This is a genomic window from Bacillus sp. jun7, from assembly GCF_051034795.1.
In the GTDB taxonomy this organism is placed as follows: Bacteria; Bacillota; Bacilli; order Bacillales; family Bacillaceae; genus Bacillus; species Bacillus velezensis.
On sequence record NZ_CP093219.1, the window covers coordinates 3,516,659 to 3,535,127 of the forward strand.

The window sequence follows — 18,469 nt, forward strand, 5'->3', positions numbered from 1 at the left end:
AATTTTTATACAAAGGGAGCTTTTAACATGGCAGAACAAAAAAAGGTTGTATTGGCATACTCAGGAGGTCTTGATACTTCTGTAGCGATAAAATGGCTGCAAGAACAGGGATACGATGTTGTTGCCTGCTGCTTAGATGTTGGGGAAGGAAAGGATTTGGCATTCGTTCAGCAAAAAGCGCTGGAAGTTGGCGCCGTAAATTCGTATGTGATTGATGCGAAAGAAGAATTCGCCCGGGAGTACGCGCTCATTTCTATGCAGGCCCATACAATGTATGAAGGCAAGTATCCGCTCGTATCTGCACTATCCCGTCCGTTAATCGCGAAAAAACTCGTTGAAGTGGCGGAAAAGGAAAACGCGGTGGCCGTAGCGCACGGCTGCACGGGAAAAGGCAACGATCAGGTTCGTTTCGAAGTATCCATTAAATCATTAAATCCTGATCTGGAGGTCATTGCTCCGGTCCGTGAGTGGCAATGGTCGCGTGAAGAAGAAATTGAATACGCTGCAAGCCGCGGCATACCGATTCCGATCAATCTTGACAGCCCGTATTCCATCGACCAGAACCTATGGGGACGCGCCAATGAATGCGGTATATTAGAAGATCCGTGGGCGGCGCCGCCTGAAGGGGCATATGACCTGACAGCATCTCTTGAAAACACGCCGGACGTTCCGGAAATCATCGAAATCGCATTTGAAGCCGGTGTTCCGGTTTCAATCGACGGCGTAACCTACCCGCTCGCTGATTTAATTCTCAAGCTGAACGAGACTGCCGGAAAACACGGCATCGGCCGGATTGACCATGTGGAAAACCGCCTGGTCGGCATTAAGTCCCGTGAAGTTTATGAGTGCCCGGGCGCCATGACTTTGATTACGGCTCACAAAGAGCTTGAGGATCTGACTTTAGTGAAAGAAGTGGCCCATTTCAAACCGGCAATTGAACAAAAACTGTCTGAAATCATCTATAACGGTTTATGGTTCTCGCCGTTAAAAGACGCGCTGCTTGCATTCCTGAAAGAAACCCAAAAGCACGTCACCGGCGTTGTGCGAGTCAAGCTGTTTAAAGGCCATGCCATTGTAGAAGGACGTAAGTCGGAATATTCACTCTACGATGAAAAACTTGCGACATATACAAAAGACGATGCGTTTGACCATCATGCGGCAATCGGCTTTATCGAGCTTTGGGGACTGCCGACAAAAGTAAACAGCATTGTGAAAAAGAAGGAGCAGATTGAAGCATGAAGAAGCTTTGGGGAGGCCGTTTTCAAAAAACACCGGAAAAGTGGGTCGATGAGTTCGGCGCATCCATCACATTCGACCAAAACTTAGTCAAAGAGGATATTACAGGGTCTCTCGCTCATGCGGCAATGCTGAAAAAATGCGGCATTCTGACGGAAGAAGAAGAAGGTGCCATCCGTCAAGGGCTGCAGACTCTCCTGCAAAAAGCTGAGGAAGGAACGCTTGAATTCTCTGTTGATTATGAAGATATTCATTTGAACATTGAAAAAATGCTGATTGAAGAAATCGGACCGCTAGGCGGAAAGCTCCATACAGGCAGAAGCCGGAATGACCAGGTGGCGACCGACATGCATCTATATTTGAAAGATCATGTCTCGCATATCATCGTGCTGATTGAACAGTTCCAAAAAGCGCTGATCGAAAAAGCGGAGGCCAATGTCGAGACCATTCTGCCGGGGTACACCCATTTGCAGCGGGCCCAGCCGATTTCTTTCGCCCACCATCTGCTTGCTTATTTTTGGATGCTTGAACGGGATAAAGAACGTTTTCGGGATGCTATGAAGCGGATTAACATATCGCCGCTCGGATGCGGGGCGCTTGCCGGAACTACGTTTCCGATAGACCGTAACTATTCGGCGGAGCTGCTTGGTTTTGACTCCATTTATGAGAACAGTCTTGACGGAGTCAGTGACAGAGATTTTATTCTCGAGTTTTTAAGCGGCAGCAGCATGCTGATGATGCACCTTTCACGTTTATCAGAAGAAATCATTCTATGGTGCTCGCAGGAATTCAGATTCATTGAACTGGATGATACGTACGCGACGGGAAGCAGCATGATGCCGCAGAAGAAAAACCCCGACATGGCGGAGCTGATCCGCGGTAAAACCGGACGCGTATACGGTGATATGATGGGGCTTTTCACGATTATGAAAGGGCTCCCGCTCGCTTACAACAAAGACCTGCAGGAAGATAAAGAGGGCATGTTTGACACGGTGAAAACCGTAGAAGGAAGCCTTCAGATTTTCACGGGCATGATTGAAACGATGAAAGTAAACAAAGACATCATGAAACAAGCGACAAAACAAGATTTTTCAAATGCGACGGAACTTGCCGATTATTTAGCTAAAAAAGGCATGCCGTTCAGAGAAGCGCATGAAGTGGTCGGCAAGCTTGTGTACAGCTGTATTGAAAAAGGAATCTATTTAAGTGACATGGCATTTGAAGAATTCCTTCAAGCCAGCAGTCTCTTTGAAGAAGATATCTATACCGTGCTCGATCCGCATCATGCGGTTGAAAAAAGAATGAGCGACGGCGGAACGGGTTTTCAGCAGGTAGAACAGGCGCTCGTAAAAGCAAAAGCCTGCGCCGGCATTTAATTTGCTGAAATTTCCTTCATATTTTCCCGTCATATCAGACACCCTACATCTATAAAAGATGGGAGGTAGAAGGAATGCGCAAAGAACAAGACCGTTACATCTATGATGAAAAAGAAAGTGAAGAAACGGCCAGGCTTATCTCAGAGGCATACCAAAGCGGTTATGTCGGCATGGAGGAAGCCTCTGCTCCTTCAGAAAATTAAGCTGTCTGTAAAGACGGCTTTTTTTTCGTGCGGACGAAGTGCAAAAAAGTGATATTGCCGTTTGTTTATAGTAAAGTAGAGGGAGAAACGTCTTGATTTTATTGAAGCGGCTACGTTGCCTGGGGAGGGTATTCAATGTGCGACATGCTCTAATCACTGCCGGTACAAAGGGATTGGGCCGAAAAGTGACTGAAATGCTTCTGGAAAAAGGCTTTTCTGTCACAGTGAATTACAGACAGGACGAAGAAGCGGTCGCTTGTCTGAAGGCGGATTATCCCGGGTGCCATGACAGATTGCAATTCGTTAAGGGCGATGTAACCCGGAAAGAAGATCTCATGCGGATCGCCGATGCAGCCCTTCAGCGGTTTGGAAGGATTGACATACTGATTAACAATGCCGGGCCGTACATATTTGAGCGCAAAAAGCTTGCCGATTACTCCGATGACGAATGGTATGGCATGCTTGAAGGGAATTTAAGCGCCGTTTTCCATCTGTTTAAAGCGGTTATCCCGGTCATGAGACAGCAGCGCTTCGGCCGGATTATTACATACGGTTTTCAAGGAGCGGACCATGCCCCCGGCTGGCTTCACCGTTCCGCTTTCGGAGCGGCTAAAGTCGGATTGGCTTCGTTAACGAAAACCATTGCGATTGAAGAAGCCGAATCAGGCATTACAGCCAATATGGTCTGCCCGGGCGATATTGTAGGAGATATGAAAGAAGCGTCTATAGAGGAAGCAAGACGGAAAATCGGCAAAGAAAAGACGCCGATCGGCAGGTCCGGAACCGGAGAGGACATTGCGAGAATCATCGCCTTTTTATGTGAAGAAGATTCCGATCTTGTAACCGGAACGGTCATTGAAGCAACAGGCGGGCTGAATGTGATTAACAGGCATCAATCCCTGTAAGTTTTTTCGTTTGTCAAAAAGGGAACTTGATAAATATTAATTTTTTATGAGGTGAAAACGATGAAAGTGACTTATCACGGACATTCTGTCATTCAAGTGGAAACGAAAACCCATAACATTATTTTTGATCCGTTTCTGACCGGAAACAGTCTGACAAATTTGAAACCGGAAGAAGTGAAAGCGGATGTCATCCTGCTTACTCACGGACACAATGACCATGTCGGAGATACAGAGCAGATCGCCAAACAAAACGATGCGCTCGTCATTGCGCCGAACGAGCTGGCCGTTTATCTCGGCTTTAAAGGGTTAAAGGTCCACCCGATGCATATCGGCGGGGCGCACCAATTTGATTTCGGCAAAGTAAAACTGACACAGGCGTTCCACGGATCGGCGGTCACTGATGAAGAAAACAAAACCATCACATACACCGGGATGCCGGCCGGGATTTTATTAACGATTGACGGCAAAACGATTTTCCACGCCGGCGATACGGCGCTGTTCTCAGATATGAAACTGATCGGGGAACTGAATCACATTGACCTGGCGTTTCTGCCGATCGGTGATAACTTCACCATGGGGCCTGAAGATGCGAAACTCGCGGCTGAATGGCTGAGAGCGAAACAGGTCGTTCCCGTTCATTACAATACATTCCCCGTCATTGAACAGGACCCTGACGCTTTCGCTGAAAGTCTGCCCGGAGGCGTCGGCAAAGTCATGGCGGTCGGCGAGACCATTGAGCTTGCCTGACATATGTGTCAAAGACCTTCTGAATCAAGCATTCAGAAGGTCTTTTTTGTGATGCCGCCTTTTTTCGGGCGTCTCATTGCGAATGAATCCCCCGTACCCTTATAATAAAAGCAGAAGACTGTCCTTAGAGGTGAAACGCTTGGCAACAAAGCATGAACAAATCCTATCATACATAGATTCGCTTCCTGTCGGTGAAAAAATTTCGGTCAGAAGAATTGCGAAAGAAATGAAAGTCAGTGAAGGAACGGCTTACAGAGCCATTAAGGAAGCCGAAAACAAAGGATTCGTTTCCACTATTGAACGTGTGGGGACCATCCGGATTGAACAGAAGAAAAAAGAAAATATTGAAAAGCTGACATACGCTGAGGTCGTCAATGTGATCGACGGCCAGGTGCTCGGCGGAAAAGCAGGTCTGCATAAAACGTTGAATAAGTTTGTGATCGGGGCGATGGAGCTTGACGCGATGATGCGTTATACGGCCGCGGGGAACCTGTTAATCGTCGGGAACCGAATCAACGCCCACCGCCAGGCGCTTGAAGCGGGCGCGGCCGTTTTGGTAACAGGAGGGTTTAATACCGACGACAGCATTATCGAGCTGGCCGATATGCTTGAGCTTCCGATTCTCTCCACGAGCTACGATACCTTTACGGTAGCCGCGATGATCAACCGGGCGATCTATGATCAGCTCATAAAAAAAGAGATTGTGCTCGTGGAAGATATTTTGACGCCCGCAGATCGGACAGTGACGCTGTTCCCTAAGGATAAACTGGAGAAATGGTACGAAAAGAACTATGAAACCGGACACGGCCGCTTTCCGGTTATCGATCAGCAGATGAAAATCCACGGAATCCTCACGCCGAAAGATATCGCGGGGCATGACCGGTCAGTTCCCATTGAAAAAGTAATGACCAAAAACCCTGTCACGGTGATCGGAAAAACATCTGTCGCCTCAGCGGCTCAAATGATGGTTTGGGAAGGAATTGAAGTGCTTCCGGTGACAGACGGGCATCACAAACTGATCGGAATGATTAGCCGCCAGGATGTCTTAAAAGCGCTTCAGATGGTTCAAAAGCAGCCTCAGGTCGGAGAAAAGCTGGATGATATTGTTTCAAGGGGATTTAAAGAAGAGGAAGATAACAAAACGCCGGCCGTTTATCAATATGAAGTCACGCCGCAAATGACCAATCAGCTCGGCACGATTTCTTACGGGGTGTTTACCACGATTTTAACCCAGGCCGCCAGCCGATTTTTACGCTCCCGCAAACGCGGCGAGCTGGTCATTGAAAGCATTACGATTTTCTTCCTGAAGCCCGTACAGATGGAGTCGGTCATTGAAGTGAAACCGCGCATTTTAGAGGCGGGCCGGAAATTCGGGAAAATGGAAGTGGAAGTGTCAAGCCAAAGCGGCATCGTTTCAAAAGCGATGCTCATGGTGCAGCTGATGGAGAGAAGTTAAGGGACGCACCCGGGTCCCTTGGCATTCATTATGCGTGGTCCCTCTCCGCTTCCTTTGCATGGATGGGCTCATAATGCTTATAGGCTTTATACCCGGCCCATGCGCTGCCTGCTCCGATTAAAATGAAGACGCCGCCGATGACCAGGGTCAGGACAGAGTGAAACAGAATCATTTGGTTTACTCCGTACAAAAGCACCAGCGCGCCTAATGCCATACTTGATTTAGCCGAAAAACATTCCTTCTCCAGCGCCCGTTTCGTCTGGATTCCTTTTACTTTGTAATACACGTAAAAGCAGGCAGAAAGCCCGATGAGAAAAACAAAAACCAGCATAAATGAAATCCTCCATTATATGAGTTTGCAAAACCGTTTATACCGTTGCTGAAAGATTTTCCTTTTCCATGGATAAAGAGTATGATTAAATGAATAAAAACGAAAAGGAGAAAACGATGAAATCCGAACTGATCAGAACCATATCATTATATGACACCATTATCTTACATAGACATGTGAGGCCTGACCCGGACGCCTACGGTTCACAGTGCGGCCTTACGGAAATCCTGCGGGAAACGTATCCCGAAAAAAATATTTTTGCCGTCGGACAGCCTGAACCGTCCTTGTCTTTTTTATATTCCCTCGATGAGGTGGATGACGAAACCTATAAAGATGCTCTTGTCATCGTGTGCGACACCGCAAACCAAGGCAGGGTCGACGATCAGCGCTACCATTCCGGCGCAAAGCTCATGAAAATAGACCACCATCCAAATGAAGATCCGTATGGCGATCTGTTATGGGTCGATACGAATGCAAGCTCCGTAAGCGAAATGATCTATGAGCTGTACCTGGAAGGAAAGCAGCACGGCTGGAAACTGAATACGAAAGCAGCTGAGCTGATCTACGCGGGTATCGTCGGTGATACGGGGCGCTTCTTGTTCCCGAACACCACAAAAAAGACATTAAAATACGCGGGAGAGCTCATTGAGTTCCCATTTTCATCGTCAGAGCTGTTCAATCAATTGTATGAAACAAAGTTAAATGTGGTGAAGCTTAACGGCTTTATTTATCAAAATGTGTCACTGTCTGAAAACGGCGTCGCTTCCGTTTTCATTAAAAAAGACATTTTGGAGACATATGGAACCACCGCTTCTGAAGCGTCGCAGCTTGTCGGAACACTCGGAAATATTTCGGGTATCCGCGCTTGGGTGTTGTTCGTAGAAGAAGACGATCAAATCAGAGTCCGGTTCCGTTCAAAAGGTCCGGTCATCAACGGAATTGCCCGGAAATACAATGGCGGCGGACATCCGCTTGCGGCGGGCGCATCCATCTTCAGCTGGGATGAAACCGATCAGATTCTTGCTGATCTGGAAGAGGTATGTAACGAACACAAGTAGAGGGGAGACCCTCTTTCTTAGTGTTCATCTGTCACGGGGATGAACCAGCAGCCGAATTCAGTCAGGTCTTCGTAGACGCGGAGATTACAGATTTGGAGTTCTTTTTTTATGAGGGAAGCGAGTGTGTCTGTTTCTGCATATGCGGAATAGCCTTGTCTGATTCGGGCTGCATGATCTTTTGCCAAGCGGCGTTCACTAAAAACCTCCATTTTCCCTTCCTCCCTTCAGAATCGTTGAAAATGTCTCATCTACAGTTTATAAAAAAGCGGAGAAAAAAGCGACAGATCTATGGAAAATTTTTAAAAATGACATAATTACGTCGCAAAAGAAATATGAATTTCGACAGACAATCTCGTATAAATCGTCAGTTCCTTTACTTCAGCTTTAAATTCCTTCTCATTTATGGTGTATATTTTGTTTTCGATCGTCCGTTTTAAAAGTTCCTTTGTTTTATACACGCTTTCAATATCCTTTGTGATGACTTCAGAAATATTATCTTTCACCTGCTCCTCAAATTTCATCTTGTCAGGCTGGGCAATTCTGTATTTTTCCCAATTAATCAGCTTCACATCAACACTTTGGATGAGAAGTCTTTGCTTATTATCCTCATTTAATTTATGAAGATCTTTCTGATAGATGGAGATTTGGTTTTTTAAATCCCGCGCGTGCTCCCGCTGCTTTTCAATTAACGTCACCTGTTCTTCCTGAAACGTTCCGTATGTAAACAGAAAGAACAGCCAGCTGACGATGGCTCCGCACATCATTCCCGCAAAAAAACGCTGCCATCCCGGTTTTTTATAATACTCTGGAATTCTCATGATGACATATTCTCCTGGGTCAGCCATGAAATAATCAGCCAGCCGGTCTGCGCGCCGCCCATTGCTGAAATAATTAAAAGAAGCTGTTTGAAGATGTCGCGCGTGTTGCCTTCAAACAGCCCCCGCTCGAAACTGTATACCGCGTCAAATGTTCCCCCGATGGCCGCGACAAGCGCCCAGATCTTCAGCCTGTTCGCCAATTTTGTGATCGCCGTCAGCGGAGGCTCGCCTGATAAATAAGCTCCGAGGCCGCCGATCAGCGCGCCGCCGAGCAACACACCGAGGGCGATAAAATAACTGCTGATGAAATTCGCCATAAAGCCGGCTTCCTGATCCATATGTACACCACCTCACTTTTCTATCATATTGATGGAAACGGACAAGTATGATGATGAGTCAAAAAAGAACATTTGTTTCTTAAGAAAACCCGTCTTATAATGTAGAAAGGCAAAATGAACGTATGGGAAAGGAGTGGCGGCATTGTCTTTTGTTCACCTGCAAGTACATAGCGGCTACAGCCTGTTAAACAGCGCCGCTTCTGTAAAAGAGCTTGTTACACAAGCGAAGGAACTCGGATATTCATCATTGGCGCTGACGGACGAAAATGTGATGTACGGCGCCATTGAGTTTTATAAAGCATGCAAATCAAACGGAATTAAGCCGATTATCGGTCTGACGGCTTCTATATACACGGACGATACGGAGCTTGAAGCACACCCGCTCATTCTTTTAGCGGAGACAAACACCGGTTATCAGAACCTGGTGAAAATCTCAAGTGCGCTGCAATCCATGGCAAAGGGCGGCATGAAGCGAAAATGGATGAAGAGCTATCATGAGGGGCTGATCGCCATTACGCCCGGTGAAAACGGGTACATTGAAAGCCTGCTTCAAGCCGGGAAGTTTGAAGAAGCGGTCCGGGCTGCCGAAGGATTCCGGGAGCTGTTCGGAGACGGCCGTTTTTATTTAGGGTACCAGCCGTTTAAAGGACATGAGACGCTATCAGAAGAGATTCTCCGCCTGTCAGCCGAGACGGAAATCGCTGTCTGCGCTGCGGGGGATGTCCGCTATATCAAGAAAGAAGATCAAGATGCGTACAGCTGTCTGTGCGCTATTAAAGCCGGAGAGAAATGGGAGGATCAGAGCGGGAATCTGCCGGACTTATACTTGAGGGCGCCTGAAGAAATGGCAGAGCTTTACACGCGGCATCCGGAGGCGATTGAAGCAGCCGCGCGTATCGCCCGGCAATGCCGGGTCGATGTCAGCCTCGGACAGACACAGCTTCCGTCTTTTCCGGCGCCGGACGGCAAATCAGCCGATGACTATTTGGCGGAGATCTGTCATGAGGGTCTGCGCATCCGTTTCGGCACTCCTGATGAGCGCGCTGTCCGCCGGCTTGAATATGAGCTGGACGTCATCAGGCGCATGAAATTCAGTGATTATTTTCTCATCGTATGGGACTTTATGAAGTACGCGCATGAAAAGGGCATTGTGACAGGCCCGGGAAGGGGGTCCGCGGCAGGCTCGCTTGTCGCTTACTCGCTTTTCATTACCGACGTGGACCCGCTTAAACATTCTCTGCTGTTTGAGAGATTTCTTAATCCCGAGCGGATCAGCATGCCGGATATTGATATCGATTTCCCTGATACGAGAAGGGATGAGGTCATTCAGTATGTACAAAATAAGTACGGGGCCATGCACGTCGCCCAGATTATCACCTTCGGGACATTGGCCGCAAAGGCGGCGTTAAGGGATACCGGGAGAGTGTTCGGAATCAGCCCGAAAGAAGCCGACCAGCTTGCCCGCCTGATTCCGTCAAAACCGGGAATGACGCTTAAGGAGGCGAGGCGGCAGTCCGCTCAGCTGAACAGGCGGCTGTCCGAATCCTCCGTTCTTCATAAAGTGTTTCAGATCGCAAGGAAAATTGAAGGTCTTCCGAGACACACGTCAACACACGCGGCCGGGGTCGTTCTCAGTAAAGAGCCGCTTTCGGAAGTTGTCCCTCTTCAAGAAGGGCATGACGGCGTGTATTTAACGCAGTATGCGATGGATCACCTGGAAGATCTCGGTCTTTTGAAAATGGACTTTTTAGGTTTGCGCAACCTGACGCTTATTGAATCCATTAAAACGATGATTGAAAAAGAGACGAATACGAAAATTGATTTTTCCGAGATTTCTTATCAGGATGAAAAAACGTTCTCGCTATTGTCAAACGGTGATACGACGGGCATTTTTCAGCTGGAATCATCAGGGATGAGAAACGTGCTGAAGCGCCTGAAGCCGTCAAGACTGGAAGACATTGTCGCGGTTAACGCGCTTTACAGGCCGGGACCGATGGAAAATATTCCGTTATTTATCGATCGGAAGCACGGCCGCGCGCGTGTGGAAGTGCCGCACGAGGACGTAAGAAATATTCTCAGTGACACTTACGGCGTCATCGTCTATCAAGAGCAGATAATGATGATCGCCTCGCGCATGGCAGGGTTTTCATTAGGTGAAGCGGATCTGCTCAGACGGGCTGTCAGCAAAAAGCAAAAGGACATTCTGGACAGAGAGCGAAGCCATTTTGTTGAAGGGTGCTTAAAAAAGGAGTATTCTGTAGTCACTGCAAACGAGGTCTACGATCTGATTGTAAAATTCGCTAACTACGGATTCAACAGAAGCCATGCTGTCGCATACAGCATGATCGGCTATCAGCTCGCCTATTTAAAGGCGCATTATCCGTTATATTTTATGTGCGGGCTGTTGACGAGCGTCATCGGCAATGAGGACAAAATATCGCAATATCTGCATGAAGCGAAGGGGAGCGGGATTCAAGTCCTTCCGCCGTCAATAAACAAAAGCGGTTTTCCGTTTGCGCCGGAAAACGGAGCCGTCAGATACAGTTTGCGGGCCGTTAAAAACGTAGGCGTCTCGGCAGTGAAAGATATTTATAAAGCAAGAACACATAAACCGTTCGAGGATCTTTTCGATTTCTGCTTTCGCGTACCTGCAAAAAGCGTGAATCGGAAAACCATCGAAGCCCTTATATTTTCTGGCGCCATGGACGAATTCAATCAAAATCGCGCCGCCTTGCTGGCTTCCGTTGATGTGGCTTTAGAGCACGCTGAACTTTTTCGTGCAGACGATGACCAAATGGGATTGTTTTTGGAAGAATCGTTCTCCATTAAGCCAAAATATGTAGAGGCTGAGGAATTTCCGCTCGTGGACAAGCTTCGGTTCGAAAAAGAAGCTCTCGGTGTTTATTTCTCAAGCCATCCTTTGTCTGCTTTCAGGGATCTCCTGAACAAACGGGGGGCGCAAGCGATCACAGCAGCGCGGCAGATGCCGAAGGGACAGCTGTCAATCGGCGCTTTGCTCGCGGGCATTAAAACGATTCGGACAAAGACAGGTCAGCATATGGCGTTTCTCACATTAAGCGATGAAACGGGAGAAATGGAAGCCGTCGTGTTTCCTGACCAATATAGAAGGCTGTCTCCGCTGTTAAAAGAAGGCGCGCTTTTATTCGCCGCCGGAAAAATGGAAGAGCGTCAGGAGAAGACACAATTCATCATGTCATCCGCCTCTCTTCTTGAACAGACGGAGGCAGACAGAGCGCCGTCTGTTTACATCAAAATCGAAGGCAGCCGGCACAATCAGGAGTTTTTGGAAAAGATGAAGCGTATTTTACTGGAGCATAAAGGGGAAACCGGCGTTTATCTATATTATGAAAAAGACAAGCAGACGATCAGGCTGCCGGATACTTTTCATATTCAGGCGGACCATCAGGCGTTATACCGTTTAAAAGAGCTGCTGGGCCGCGAAAACGTCGTGTTAAAATAGTGGTAACAATAATCGTTTTGTTATACAATTGAAACAATTGTGCTATCTTATTTAAAGATTCTGAAATTTTTCACCTCCAGCGATTGTACCAGTCTATGCGGCAGAATATGTAACAAAGTACTTAAAAGGAGTGTTTAGAATGTCATTAAGAGAAGAAGCGTTACATTTACACAAAGTAAATCAAGGAAAGCTGGAATCAAAAGCAAAGGTAGAAGTCAGAAACGCGGACGACTTAAGCCTTGCCTACTCTCCCGGAGTAGCTGAGCCTTGTAAAGAGATTTATGACGATAAAAATAAAGTATATGATTATACAATGAAGGGGAACATGGTAGCAGTCGTAACAGACGGATCAGCCGTTCTCGGTCTCGGTAATATCGGGCCTGAAGCTTCACTTCCGGTCATGGAAGGGAAAGCGGTGCTGTTCAAAAGTTTCGCGGGCGTGGATGCATTCCCGATCGCGCTTGACACAAACGATGTGGACAAAATCATTGACACTGTGAAGCTGCTTGCACCGACATTCGGCGGTGTCAACCTTGAAGATATTGCGGCGCCGAACTGCTTCATTATCGAAGAGCGCCTGAAAAAAGAAACAAACATTCCGGTTTTCCACGATGATCAGCACGGCACTGCCATCGTAACCGTTGCCGGACTTGTAAACGCGCTGAAATTATCAGGAAAATCCATGTCATCCATTAAAGTTGTGGCAAACGGAGCGGGAGCGGCAGGCATCGCGATCATTAAGCTTCTTTACCATTTCGGCGTACGCGACATCGTGATGTGCGACTCTAAAGGAGCGATTTACGAAGGGCGTCCGGCTGGCATGAACGCGGTGAAAAACGAAGTGGCAAAGTTTACAAACCAAGACCGCAACGACGGTTCGCTGCAGGATGTCATTAAAGATGCAGACGTCTTTATCGGCGTATCAGTCGAAGGCGCGCTGACAAAAGAAATGGTGGAGAGCATGGCGAAAGATCCGATTATCTTCGCAATGGCCAACCCGAATCCGGAAATCATGCCTGAAGACGCGCGCGCAGCCGGCGCTAGCGTAATCGGAACAGGCCGTTCTGATTTCCCGAACCAGGTTAACAACGTACTGGCATTCCCTGGAATTTTCCGCGGGGCGCTTGACGTTCGCGCGACTCACATCAACGAAGAAATGAAAATTGCTGCGGTTGAAGCGATTGCTTCCCTTGTTTCAGAGGAAGAATTAAGCGCTGATTATGTCATCCCGGCTCCATTTGACAAACGCGTGGCTCCTGCCGTTGCGAAAGCTGTTGCGAAAGCAGCGATGGAAACGGGCGTCGCCAGAATTACGGTCGATCCTGAAGAAGTGGCTGAAAAAACAAGACAGCTCACGGTCATCGGCGAATAATAACACAAAAATGAAATGGCAGCGCGTTGGAAAAAAACAACGCGCTGCTGTTCAATATACGGACTGCCGGCATTTTTTTAAGGGCAGGTCTTAAAAAAATTTCAGCAGAATCCTTATTTCTTTTGAAAACGCTGACAGATAAGGCTGAACAACGCTTTTTACGGTATGAAATCCGTCCGTTTCCGTCTGTTTTGCAGCAAAAAATGTCGAATGGAGGATGACACCGTTTGACAAAAAAAGTACAATAGTTTCGGTAAAGTTATTATTAAGTCTATCTAATCGGAAGACATGCAGTGAAGAGAACCCTTCACAAAAGGGAGGTAATCATTTGTTAAAGGATATATTCACAAAAAAGAAAAAATATGCTTCCGTGCCGTCTGAGCAGGCAAAACATGATGTTCCGGAAGGCATTATGACAAAGTGCCCCAAATGTAAAAAAATCATGCTCACAAAAGAGTTAGATAAAAACCTGCGCGTCTGCATGAACTGCGGGCACCATTTCCCGATGAATGCAAAGCAGCGCATTGAAAGCCTCCTGGATGAAGATTCATTCGAAGAATTCAACCAGGGAATGATATCTGAAAACCCGCTCGGTTTCCCGGAATACTTAGAAAAAATCGAAAAAGACCGTGAGAAAACATCGCTGAATGAAGCGGTGGTTACCGGAAAAGGAACCATCAGCGGTTTCCCTGCCGTGATCGCGATCATGGATTCAACATTCCGAATGGGCAGCATGGGTTCGGTTGTCGGCGAAAAAATCACGCTTGCAATTGAAAAAGCAAAAGAGGATAAAGTCCCGTTTATCATCTTTACCGCTTCCGGCGGCGCACGTATGCAGGAGGGGGTCTTAAGTCTTATGCAAATGGCAAAGACAAGCTCTGCATTAAAACTGTTCAGTGAGGAGCAGGGACTGATTATTTCTGTCATGACCCACCCGACGACAGGCGGCGTATCGGCCAGTTTCGCGTCTCTCGGTGATTATAATTTCGCTGAACCGGGCGCCTTGATCGGATTTGCCGGAAGACGTATTATTGAACAGACGATCGGGGAAAAACTGCCGGAAGATTTCCAGACGGCGGAATTTTTATTAAAGCACGGCCAGCTTGATGCGGTGATTCACCGAAACGACATGAAAGACAAACTCGCATTTCTGCTGGACATGCACCAAACAGGAGGTGAGCATGAGTGGCTGCAAGATTAGAATTTGAAAAACCGGTGATTGAACTGCAGACGAAAATCGCCGAACTGAAAAAATTCACCCAAGATTCGGAGATGGATTTAAGCGCTGAAATCGCAAGGCTTGAAGACCGGCTCAGCAAGCTCCAGGATGAGATTTATAAAAATCTGAAGCCGTGGGACAGAGTGCAGATCGCACGCCTTCCCGACCGGCCGACGACGCTTGATTACATTCAATACCTGTTTACCGACTTTTTTGAGTGCCACGGAGACAGAACATACGGAGATGATGCTGCGATTGTCGGCGGAGTCGCCAAATATCACGGCATGCCAGTCACCGTCATCGGACATCAGCGCGGAAAAGACACGAAAGAAAACCTTGTCCGCAATTTCGGGATGCCTCACCCTGAGGGCTACCGCAAAGCGCTTCGTCTCATGAAGCAGGCGGATAAGTTCAACCGCCCGATTATCTGCTTCATCGACACGAAGGGAGCGTACCCGGGTAAAGCGGCGGAGGAACGGGGACAAAGTGAAGCCATCGCCAAGAACCTGTTCGAGATGGCCGGCCTGACAGTGCCTGTCGTTTGTATCGTCATCGGGGAAGGCGGCAGCGGAGGCGCGCTTGCGTTAGGTGTGGGCAACCGCATGCTGATGCTTGAGAACTCGACGTATTCCGTTATTTCTCCTGAAGGAGCCGCATCCATTTTGTGGAAAGACTCCAGCCTTGCAAAAAAAGCGGCCGAAACCATGAAGATTACTGCGCCCGATTTATTAGAATTAGGAATTATTGATGATATGATTAAAGAAGTGAAGGGCGGAGCTCACCATGATATCAAGCAGCAGGCGGGCTACATTGACGGTATTCTTAAAGAAACGTTAAAATCTCTTCTTCAATTGAACGCCGAAGAGTTGATCTCACAGCGCTATGAAAAATATAAAGCAATCGGGAAAGTTTCGGTTGAGGATCAATATATCGGGGTAAACTGAATAGACGTGAAGCCTATGGCTCACGTTTATTTTTTGTGATTTTTGTGATATTCCTTAAATTTTATTTAAAAACAATTTATTTAATTGTATAATAGGTAAGGTTTCATGGGAGCTCAGGCGTCCCTTTTCATTGTTTTAGGGCAATGATCATGATATGTTTAACATATATATGTTGCTGAGGTGAATAGGAAATGAAGCGTATAGGAGTTTTAACGAGCGGCGGGGATTCCCCGGGTATGAACGCTGCGGTGCGCGCGGTTGTGCGGAAAGCTATCTACCACGACGTCGAAGTGTACGGAATTTATAACGGTTATTCAGGATTAATCAGCGGAAAAATAGAAAAACTGGAGCTGGGTTCGGTCGGTGACATCATCCACCGCGGCGGAACAAAGCTGTATACGGCCAGATGTCCTGAATTCAAAACAGTTGAAGGCCGTGAAAAAGGAATCGAAAATTTAAAGAAACTCGGCATTGAAGGTCTTGTCGTCATCGGCGGAGACGGTTCATACATGGGTGCGAAAAAATTAACGGAACACGGGTTTCCGTGTGTAGGTGTACCGGGTACGATAGATAATGACATCCCGGGAACTGATTTTACGATCGGATTTGATACGGCGTTAAACACCGTAATTGATGCGATTGATAAAATCCGTGACACCGCTACGTCTCATGAGCGTACATACGTTATTGAAGTGATGGGGCGCCATGCGGGCGACATTGCTTTATGGGCAGGTCTTGCAGGCGGAGCGGAATCAATTTTAATTCCTGAAGCGGACTACGATATGGAGGAAATTATCGGCCGTTTGAAGAGAGGGCACGACCGCGGCAAAAAACACAGTATCATCATCGTTGCAGAAGGGGTAGGCAGCGGGGTTGAATTCGGAAAACGCATCGAAGAAGAAACGAACCTTGAAACACGGGTATCCGTTTTAGGGCACATCCAGCGCGGCGGATCTCCAAGCGCTTCTGACCGGGTTCTTGCAAGCCGCCTCGGCGCTTACGCGGTTGAGCTTCTGCTTAAAGGAAAAGGCGGACGCTGCGTAGGTATACAAAACAACAAGCTTGTAGACCATGATATTATAGAAATTTTAGAATCAAAACATACTGTTGAACCAAACATGTATCAGCTTTCAAAAGAACTGTCTATTTAAGGCGGAAGAAGCTGAAGATTTCAGAAGGAAGTGAACGAGTTGAAAAAAACAAAAATCGTTTGTACAATCGGTCCGGCCAGTGAAAGTGTAGAAATGCTGACAAAATTGATGGAAGCGGGTATGAACGTTGCTCGTCTGAATTTTTCACACGGTGATTTCGAAGAGCACGGCGCAAGAATCAAAAACATCAGAGAAGCCAGCAAAAAGCTCGGCAAAAACGTGGGGATTCTCCTCGATACGAAAGGTCCGGAAATCCGCACGCACGATATGGAAAACGGCGCGCTTGAGCTTCAGGCGGGAAATGAAATTATCGTTTCTACGAAACAGGTGCTGGGAACGCTTGAAAAATTCTCAGTTTCTTATGAAGGCCTGGCAGACGACGTGTCAGCAGGGTCTATCATCCTGCTGGATGACGGTTTAATCGGATTGGAAGTGCTGGAATCAAATCCGGAAAAACACGAAATCAAAACAAAAATCTTAAACAGCGGCACGCTGAAAAATAAAAAAGGCGTAAACGTTCCCGGCGTCAGCGTCAACCTTCCCGGAATTACTGAAAAAGACGCCAAAGACATCGTATTCGGTATCGAGCAAGGCGTTGATTTCATCGCTGCGTCATTTGTACGCCGTTCTACGGATGTCCTGGAAATCCGCGAACTGCTTGAAGAGCATAACGCGTCTGACATTCAAATCATTCCTAAGATCGAGAACCAGGAAGGCGTGGACAACCTGGATGCGATCCTGGAAGTATCTGACGGCCTAATGGTAGCGCGCGGAGACCTCGGCGTAGAGATTCCGGCCGAAGAAGTGCCGCTCGTGCAAAAAGAAATGATCAAAAAATGCAACGCGCTCGGCAAACCGGTTATTACAGCGACACAAATGCTTGACAGCATGCAGCGCAACCCTCGTCCGACACGCGCTGAAGCAAGTGACGTTGCCAACGCTATTTTCGACGGCACAGACGCTATCATGCTTTCCGGTGAGACGGCTGCGGGACAATATCCTGTTGAGGCGGTTCAAACAATGTTTAACATCGCCACACGTACGGAAGAATCTCTGAACTACAAAGAAATTCTGTCTAAACGCAGAGATCAGGTCGGCATGACGATTACCGATGCGATCGGCCAATCAGTTGCGCACACGGCGATCAATCTGAGTGCGGCAGCTATCGTGACGCCTACAGAAAGCGGCCATACGGCGCGTATGATCGCGAAATACCGTCCGCAGGCTCCGATTGTAGCCGTTACGGTTAATGAGTCTGTATCACGCAAACTCGGCCTTGTATTCGGTGTATTCCCGTCAAGCGGCCAAAACGCGAATTCTACCGATGAAATGCTTGAAGACGCGGTTCAAAAATCACTTGACAGCGGCATCGTGAAACGCGGTGATCTGATTGTCATTACAGCAGGTTCTGTCGGTGAATCAGGCACGACGAATCTGATGAAAGTCCACACTGTCGGCAGCATTATCGCGAAAGGGCAAGGCATCGGACGCAAATCTGCATTCGGTCCGGTCGTTGTTGCAAAAAATGCGAAAGAAGCTGAACAAAAAATGACAGACGGCGCAGTATTGGTTGCTTCAAGCACTGACCGCGACATGATCGCTTCACTTGAAAAAGCATCAGCGCTCATCACTGAAGAAGGCGGTCTGACAAGCCATGCAGCCGTTGTCGGTTTAAGCTTGGGCATTCCGGTTATCGTCGGCCTTGAGAACGCAACTTCAGTTTTAACAGAAGGACAGGTTATCACAGTTGACGCTGCCCGCGGCGCTGTGTATGAAGGCCGCGCAAGCGTTCTTTAAACAGCTTTAAAAAAGAGAGGGGGGTTCTCCCTTCTCT

The 18,469-nt window shown here is 47.6% G+C and carries 17 protein-coding genes; 13 read left to right on the forward strand and 4 right to left on the reverse strand.

The features are described from left to right. The first annotated feature begins 27 nt into the window (after positions 1–27). The 6 genes from MJQ52_RS17485 to MJQ52_RS17510 all read left to right on the forward strand — a co-directional run bounded on the left by MJQ52_RS17485 (position 28) and on the right by MJQ52_RS17510 (position 5,923). Positions 28–1,239, forward strand: coding sequence for an argininosuccinate synthase (locus tag MJQ52_RS17485; protein WP_003152428.1), 1,212 nt, complete (start codon positions 28–30; stop codon positions 1,237–1,239). Then, the gene (gene argH / locus MJQ52_RS17490) at positions 1,236–2,612 is read left to right on the forward strand and encodes an argininosuccinate lyase (RefSeq protein WP_094247662.1); all 1,377 of its coding nucleotides are present in this window, start codon (positions 1,236–1,238) and stop codon (positions 2,610–2,612) included. Before MJQ52_RS17485 ends, argH begins: the two co-directional genes overlap by 4 nt. 74 nt (positions 2,613–2,686) lie before the next feature. Next, entirely contained in the window at positions 2,687–2,815 is a 129-nt protein-coding gene (locus tag MJQ52_RS17495) for a hypothetical protein (RefSeq protein WP_003152430.1), read from the forward strand. Between the two features lie 137 nt (positions 2,816–2,952). Beyond that, the gene (locus MJQ52_RS17500) at positions 2,953–3,720 is read left to right on the forward strand and encodes an SDR family oxidoreductase (RefSeq protein ID WP_003152431.1); all 768 of its coding nucleotides are present in this window, start codon (positions 2,953–2,955) and stop codon (positions 3,718–3,720) included. A 60-nt stretch (positions 3,721–3,780) separates the two neighbouring features. After that, positions 3,781–4,467: a metal-dependent hydrolase gene (locus MJQ52_RS17505; RefSeq protein ID WP_003152432.1), complete on the forward strand. Its 687-nt coding sequence runs from the start codon at positions 3,781–3,783 to the stop codon at positions 4,465–4,467. Between the two features lie 139 nt (positions 4,468–4,606). Then, positions 4,607–5,923 (forward strand): CBS domain-containing protein, encoded by a 1,317-nt coding sequence (locus MJQ52_RS17510; RefSeq protein ID WP_003152433.1) that lies wholly within the window; start codon positions 4,607–4,609, stop codon positions 5,921–5,923. A gap of 28 nt (positions 5,924–5,951) precedes the next feature. Here the strand turns inward: MJQ52_RS17510 and MJQ52_RS17515 are convergent, their stop codons facing one another. Next, a complete protein-coding gene (locus MJQ52_RS17515; protein ID WP_003152434.1) occupies positions 5,952–6,254 on the reverse strand; it encodes a YtpI family protein in 303 nt (100 codons plus the stop codon). A 116-nt stretch (positions 6,255–6,370) separates the two neighbouring features. On the opposite strand from MJQ52_RS17515, the gene MJQ52_RS17520 reads away from it, so the two are divergent. Continuing rightward, on the forward strand, positions 6,371–7,312 hold the full coding sequence (locus MJQ52_RS17520; RefSeq protein ID WP_076851396.1) for a DHH family phosphoesterase: 942 nt from the start codon (positions 6,371–6,373) through the stop codon (positions 7,310–7,312). A 17-nt stretch (positions 7,313–7,329) separates the two neighbouring features. Here the strand turns inward: MJQ52_RS17520 and MJQ52_RS17525 are convergent, their stop codons facing one another. The 3 genes from MJQ52_RS17525 to MJQ52_RS17535 form a co-directional block, all read right to left on the reverse strand. Further along, on the reverse strand, positions 7,330–7,521 hold the full coding sequence (locus tag MJQ52_RS17525) for a hypothetical protein (protein WP_003152436.1): 192 nt from the start codon (positions 7,519–7,521) through the stop codon (positions 7,330–7,332). Positions 7,522–7,626: 105 nt separating this feature from the next. Then, the gene (gene ytrI, locus MJQ52_RS17530; RefSeq protein ID WP_071391505.1) at positions 7,627–8,130 is read right to left on the reverse strand and encodes a sporulation membrane protein YtrI; all 504 of its coding nucleotides are present in this window, start codon (positions 8,128–8,130) and stop codon (positions 7,627–7,629) included. Beyond that, the gene (locus tag MJQ52_RS17535; RefSeq protein WP_003152438.1) at positions 8,127–8,468 is read right to left on the reverse strand and encodes a YtrH family sporulation protein; all 342 of its coding nucleotides are present in this window, start codon (positions 8,466–8,468) and stop codon (positions 8,127–8,129) included. Before MJQ52_RS17535 ends, ytrI begins: the two co-directional genes overlap by 4 nt. A gap of 142 nt (positions 8,469–8,610) precedes the next feature. Here MJQ52_RS17535 and dnaE point away from each other — a divergent pair, with 142 nt between their 5' ends. The 6 genes from dnaE to pyk all read left to right on the forward strand — a co-directional run bounded on the left by dnaE (position 8,611) and on the right by pyk (position 18,432). Continuing rightward, positions 8,611–11,949 (forward strand): DNA polymerase III subunit alpha, encoded by a 3,339-nt coding sequence (dnaE, locus tag MJQ52_RS17540; protein WP_094247665.1) that lies wholly within the window; start codon positions 8,611–8,613, stop codon positions 11,947–11,949. Between the two features lie 139 nt (positions 11,950–12,088). Further along, on the forward strand, positions 12,089–13,321 hold the full coding sequence (locus MJQ52_RS17545; RefSeq protein WP_007613079.1) for an NAD(P)-dependent malic enzyme: 1,233 nt from the start codon (positions 12,089–12,091) through the stop codon (positions 13,319–13,321). Between the two features lie 328 nt (positions 13,322–13,649). Then, positions 13,650–14,522 (forward strand): acetyl-CoA carboxylase, carboxyltransferase subunit beta, encoded by an 873-nt coding sequence (gene accD, locus MJQ52_RS17550; RefSeq protein WP_094247666.1) that lies wholly within the window; start codon positions 13,650–13,652, stop codon positions 14,520–14,522. Continuing rightward, positions 14,507–15,484: an acetyl-CoA carboxylase carboxyl transferase subunit alpha gene (accA, locus tag MJQ52_RS17555; RefSeq protein WP_007408067.1), complete on the forward strand. Its 978-nt coding sequence runs from the start codon at positions 14,507–14,509 to the stop codon at positions 15,482–15,484. Before accD ends, accA begins: the two co-directional genes overlap by 16 nt. Before the next feature lie 191 nt (positions 15,485–15,675). Beyond that, positions 15,676–16,635 carry a 6-phosphofructokinase gene (pfkA, locus tag MJQ52_RS17560; RefSeq protein ID WP_003152443.1) on the forward strand — a complete coding sequence of 320 codons (960 nt, stop codon included), beginning with the start codon at positions 15,676–15,678 and terminating at the stop codon, positions 16,633–16,635. 39 nt (positions 16,636–16,674) lie between these two features. Beyond that, positions 16,675–18,432 (forward strand): pyruvate kinase, encoded by a 1,758-nt coding sequence (gene pyk, locus MJQ52_RS17565; RefSeq protein WP_017418349.1) that lies wholly within the window; start codon positions 16,675–16,677, stop codon positions 18,430–18,432. Positions 18,433–18,469 lie beyond the last annotated feature (37 nt).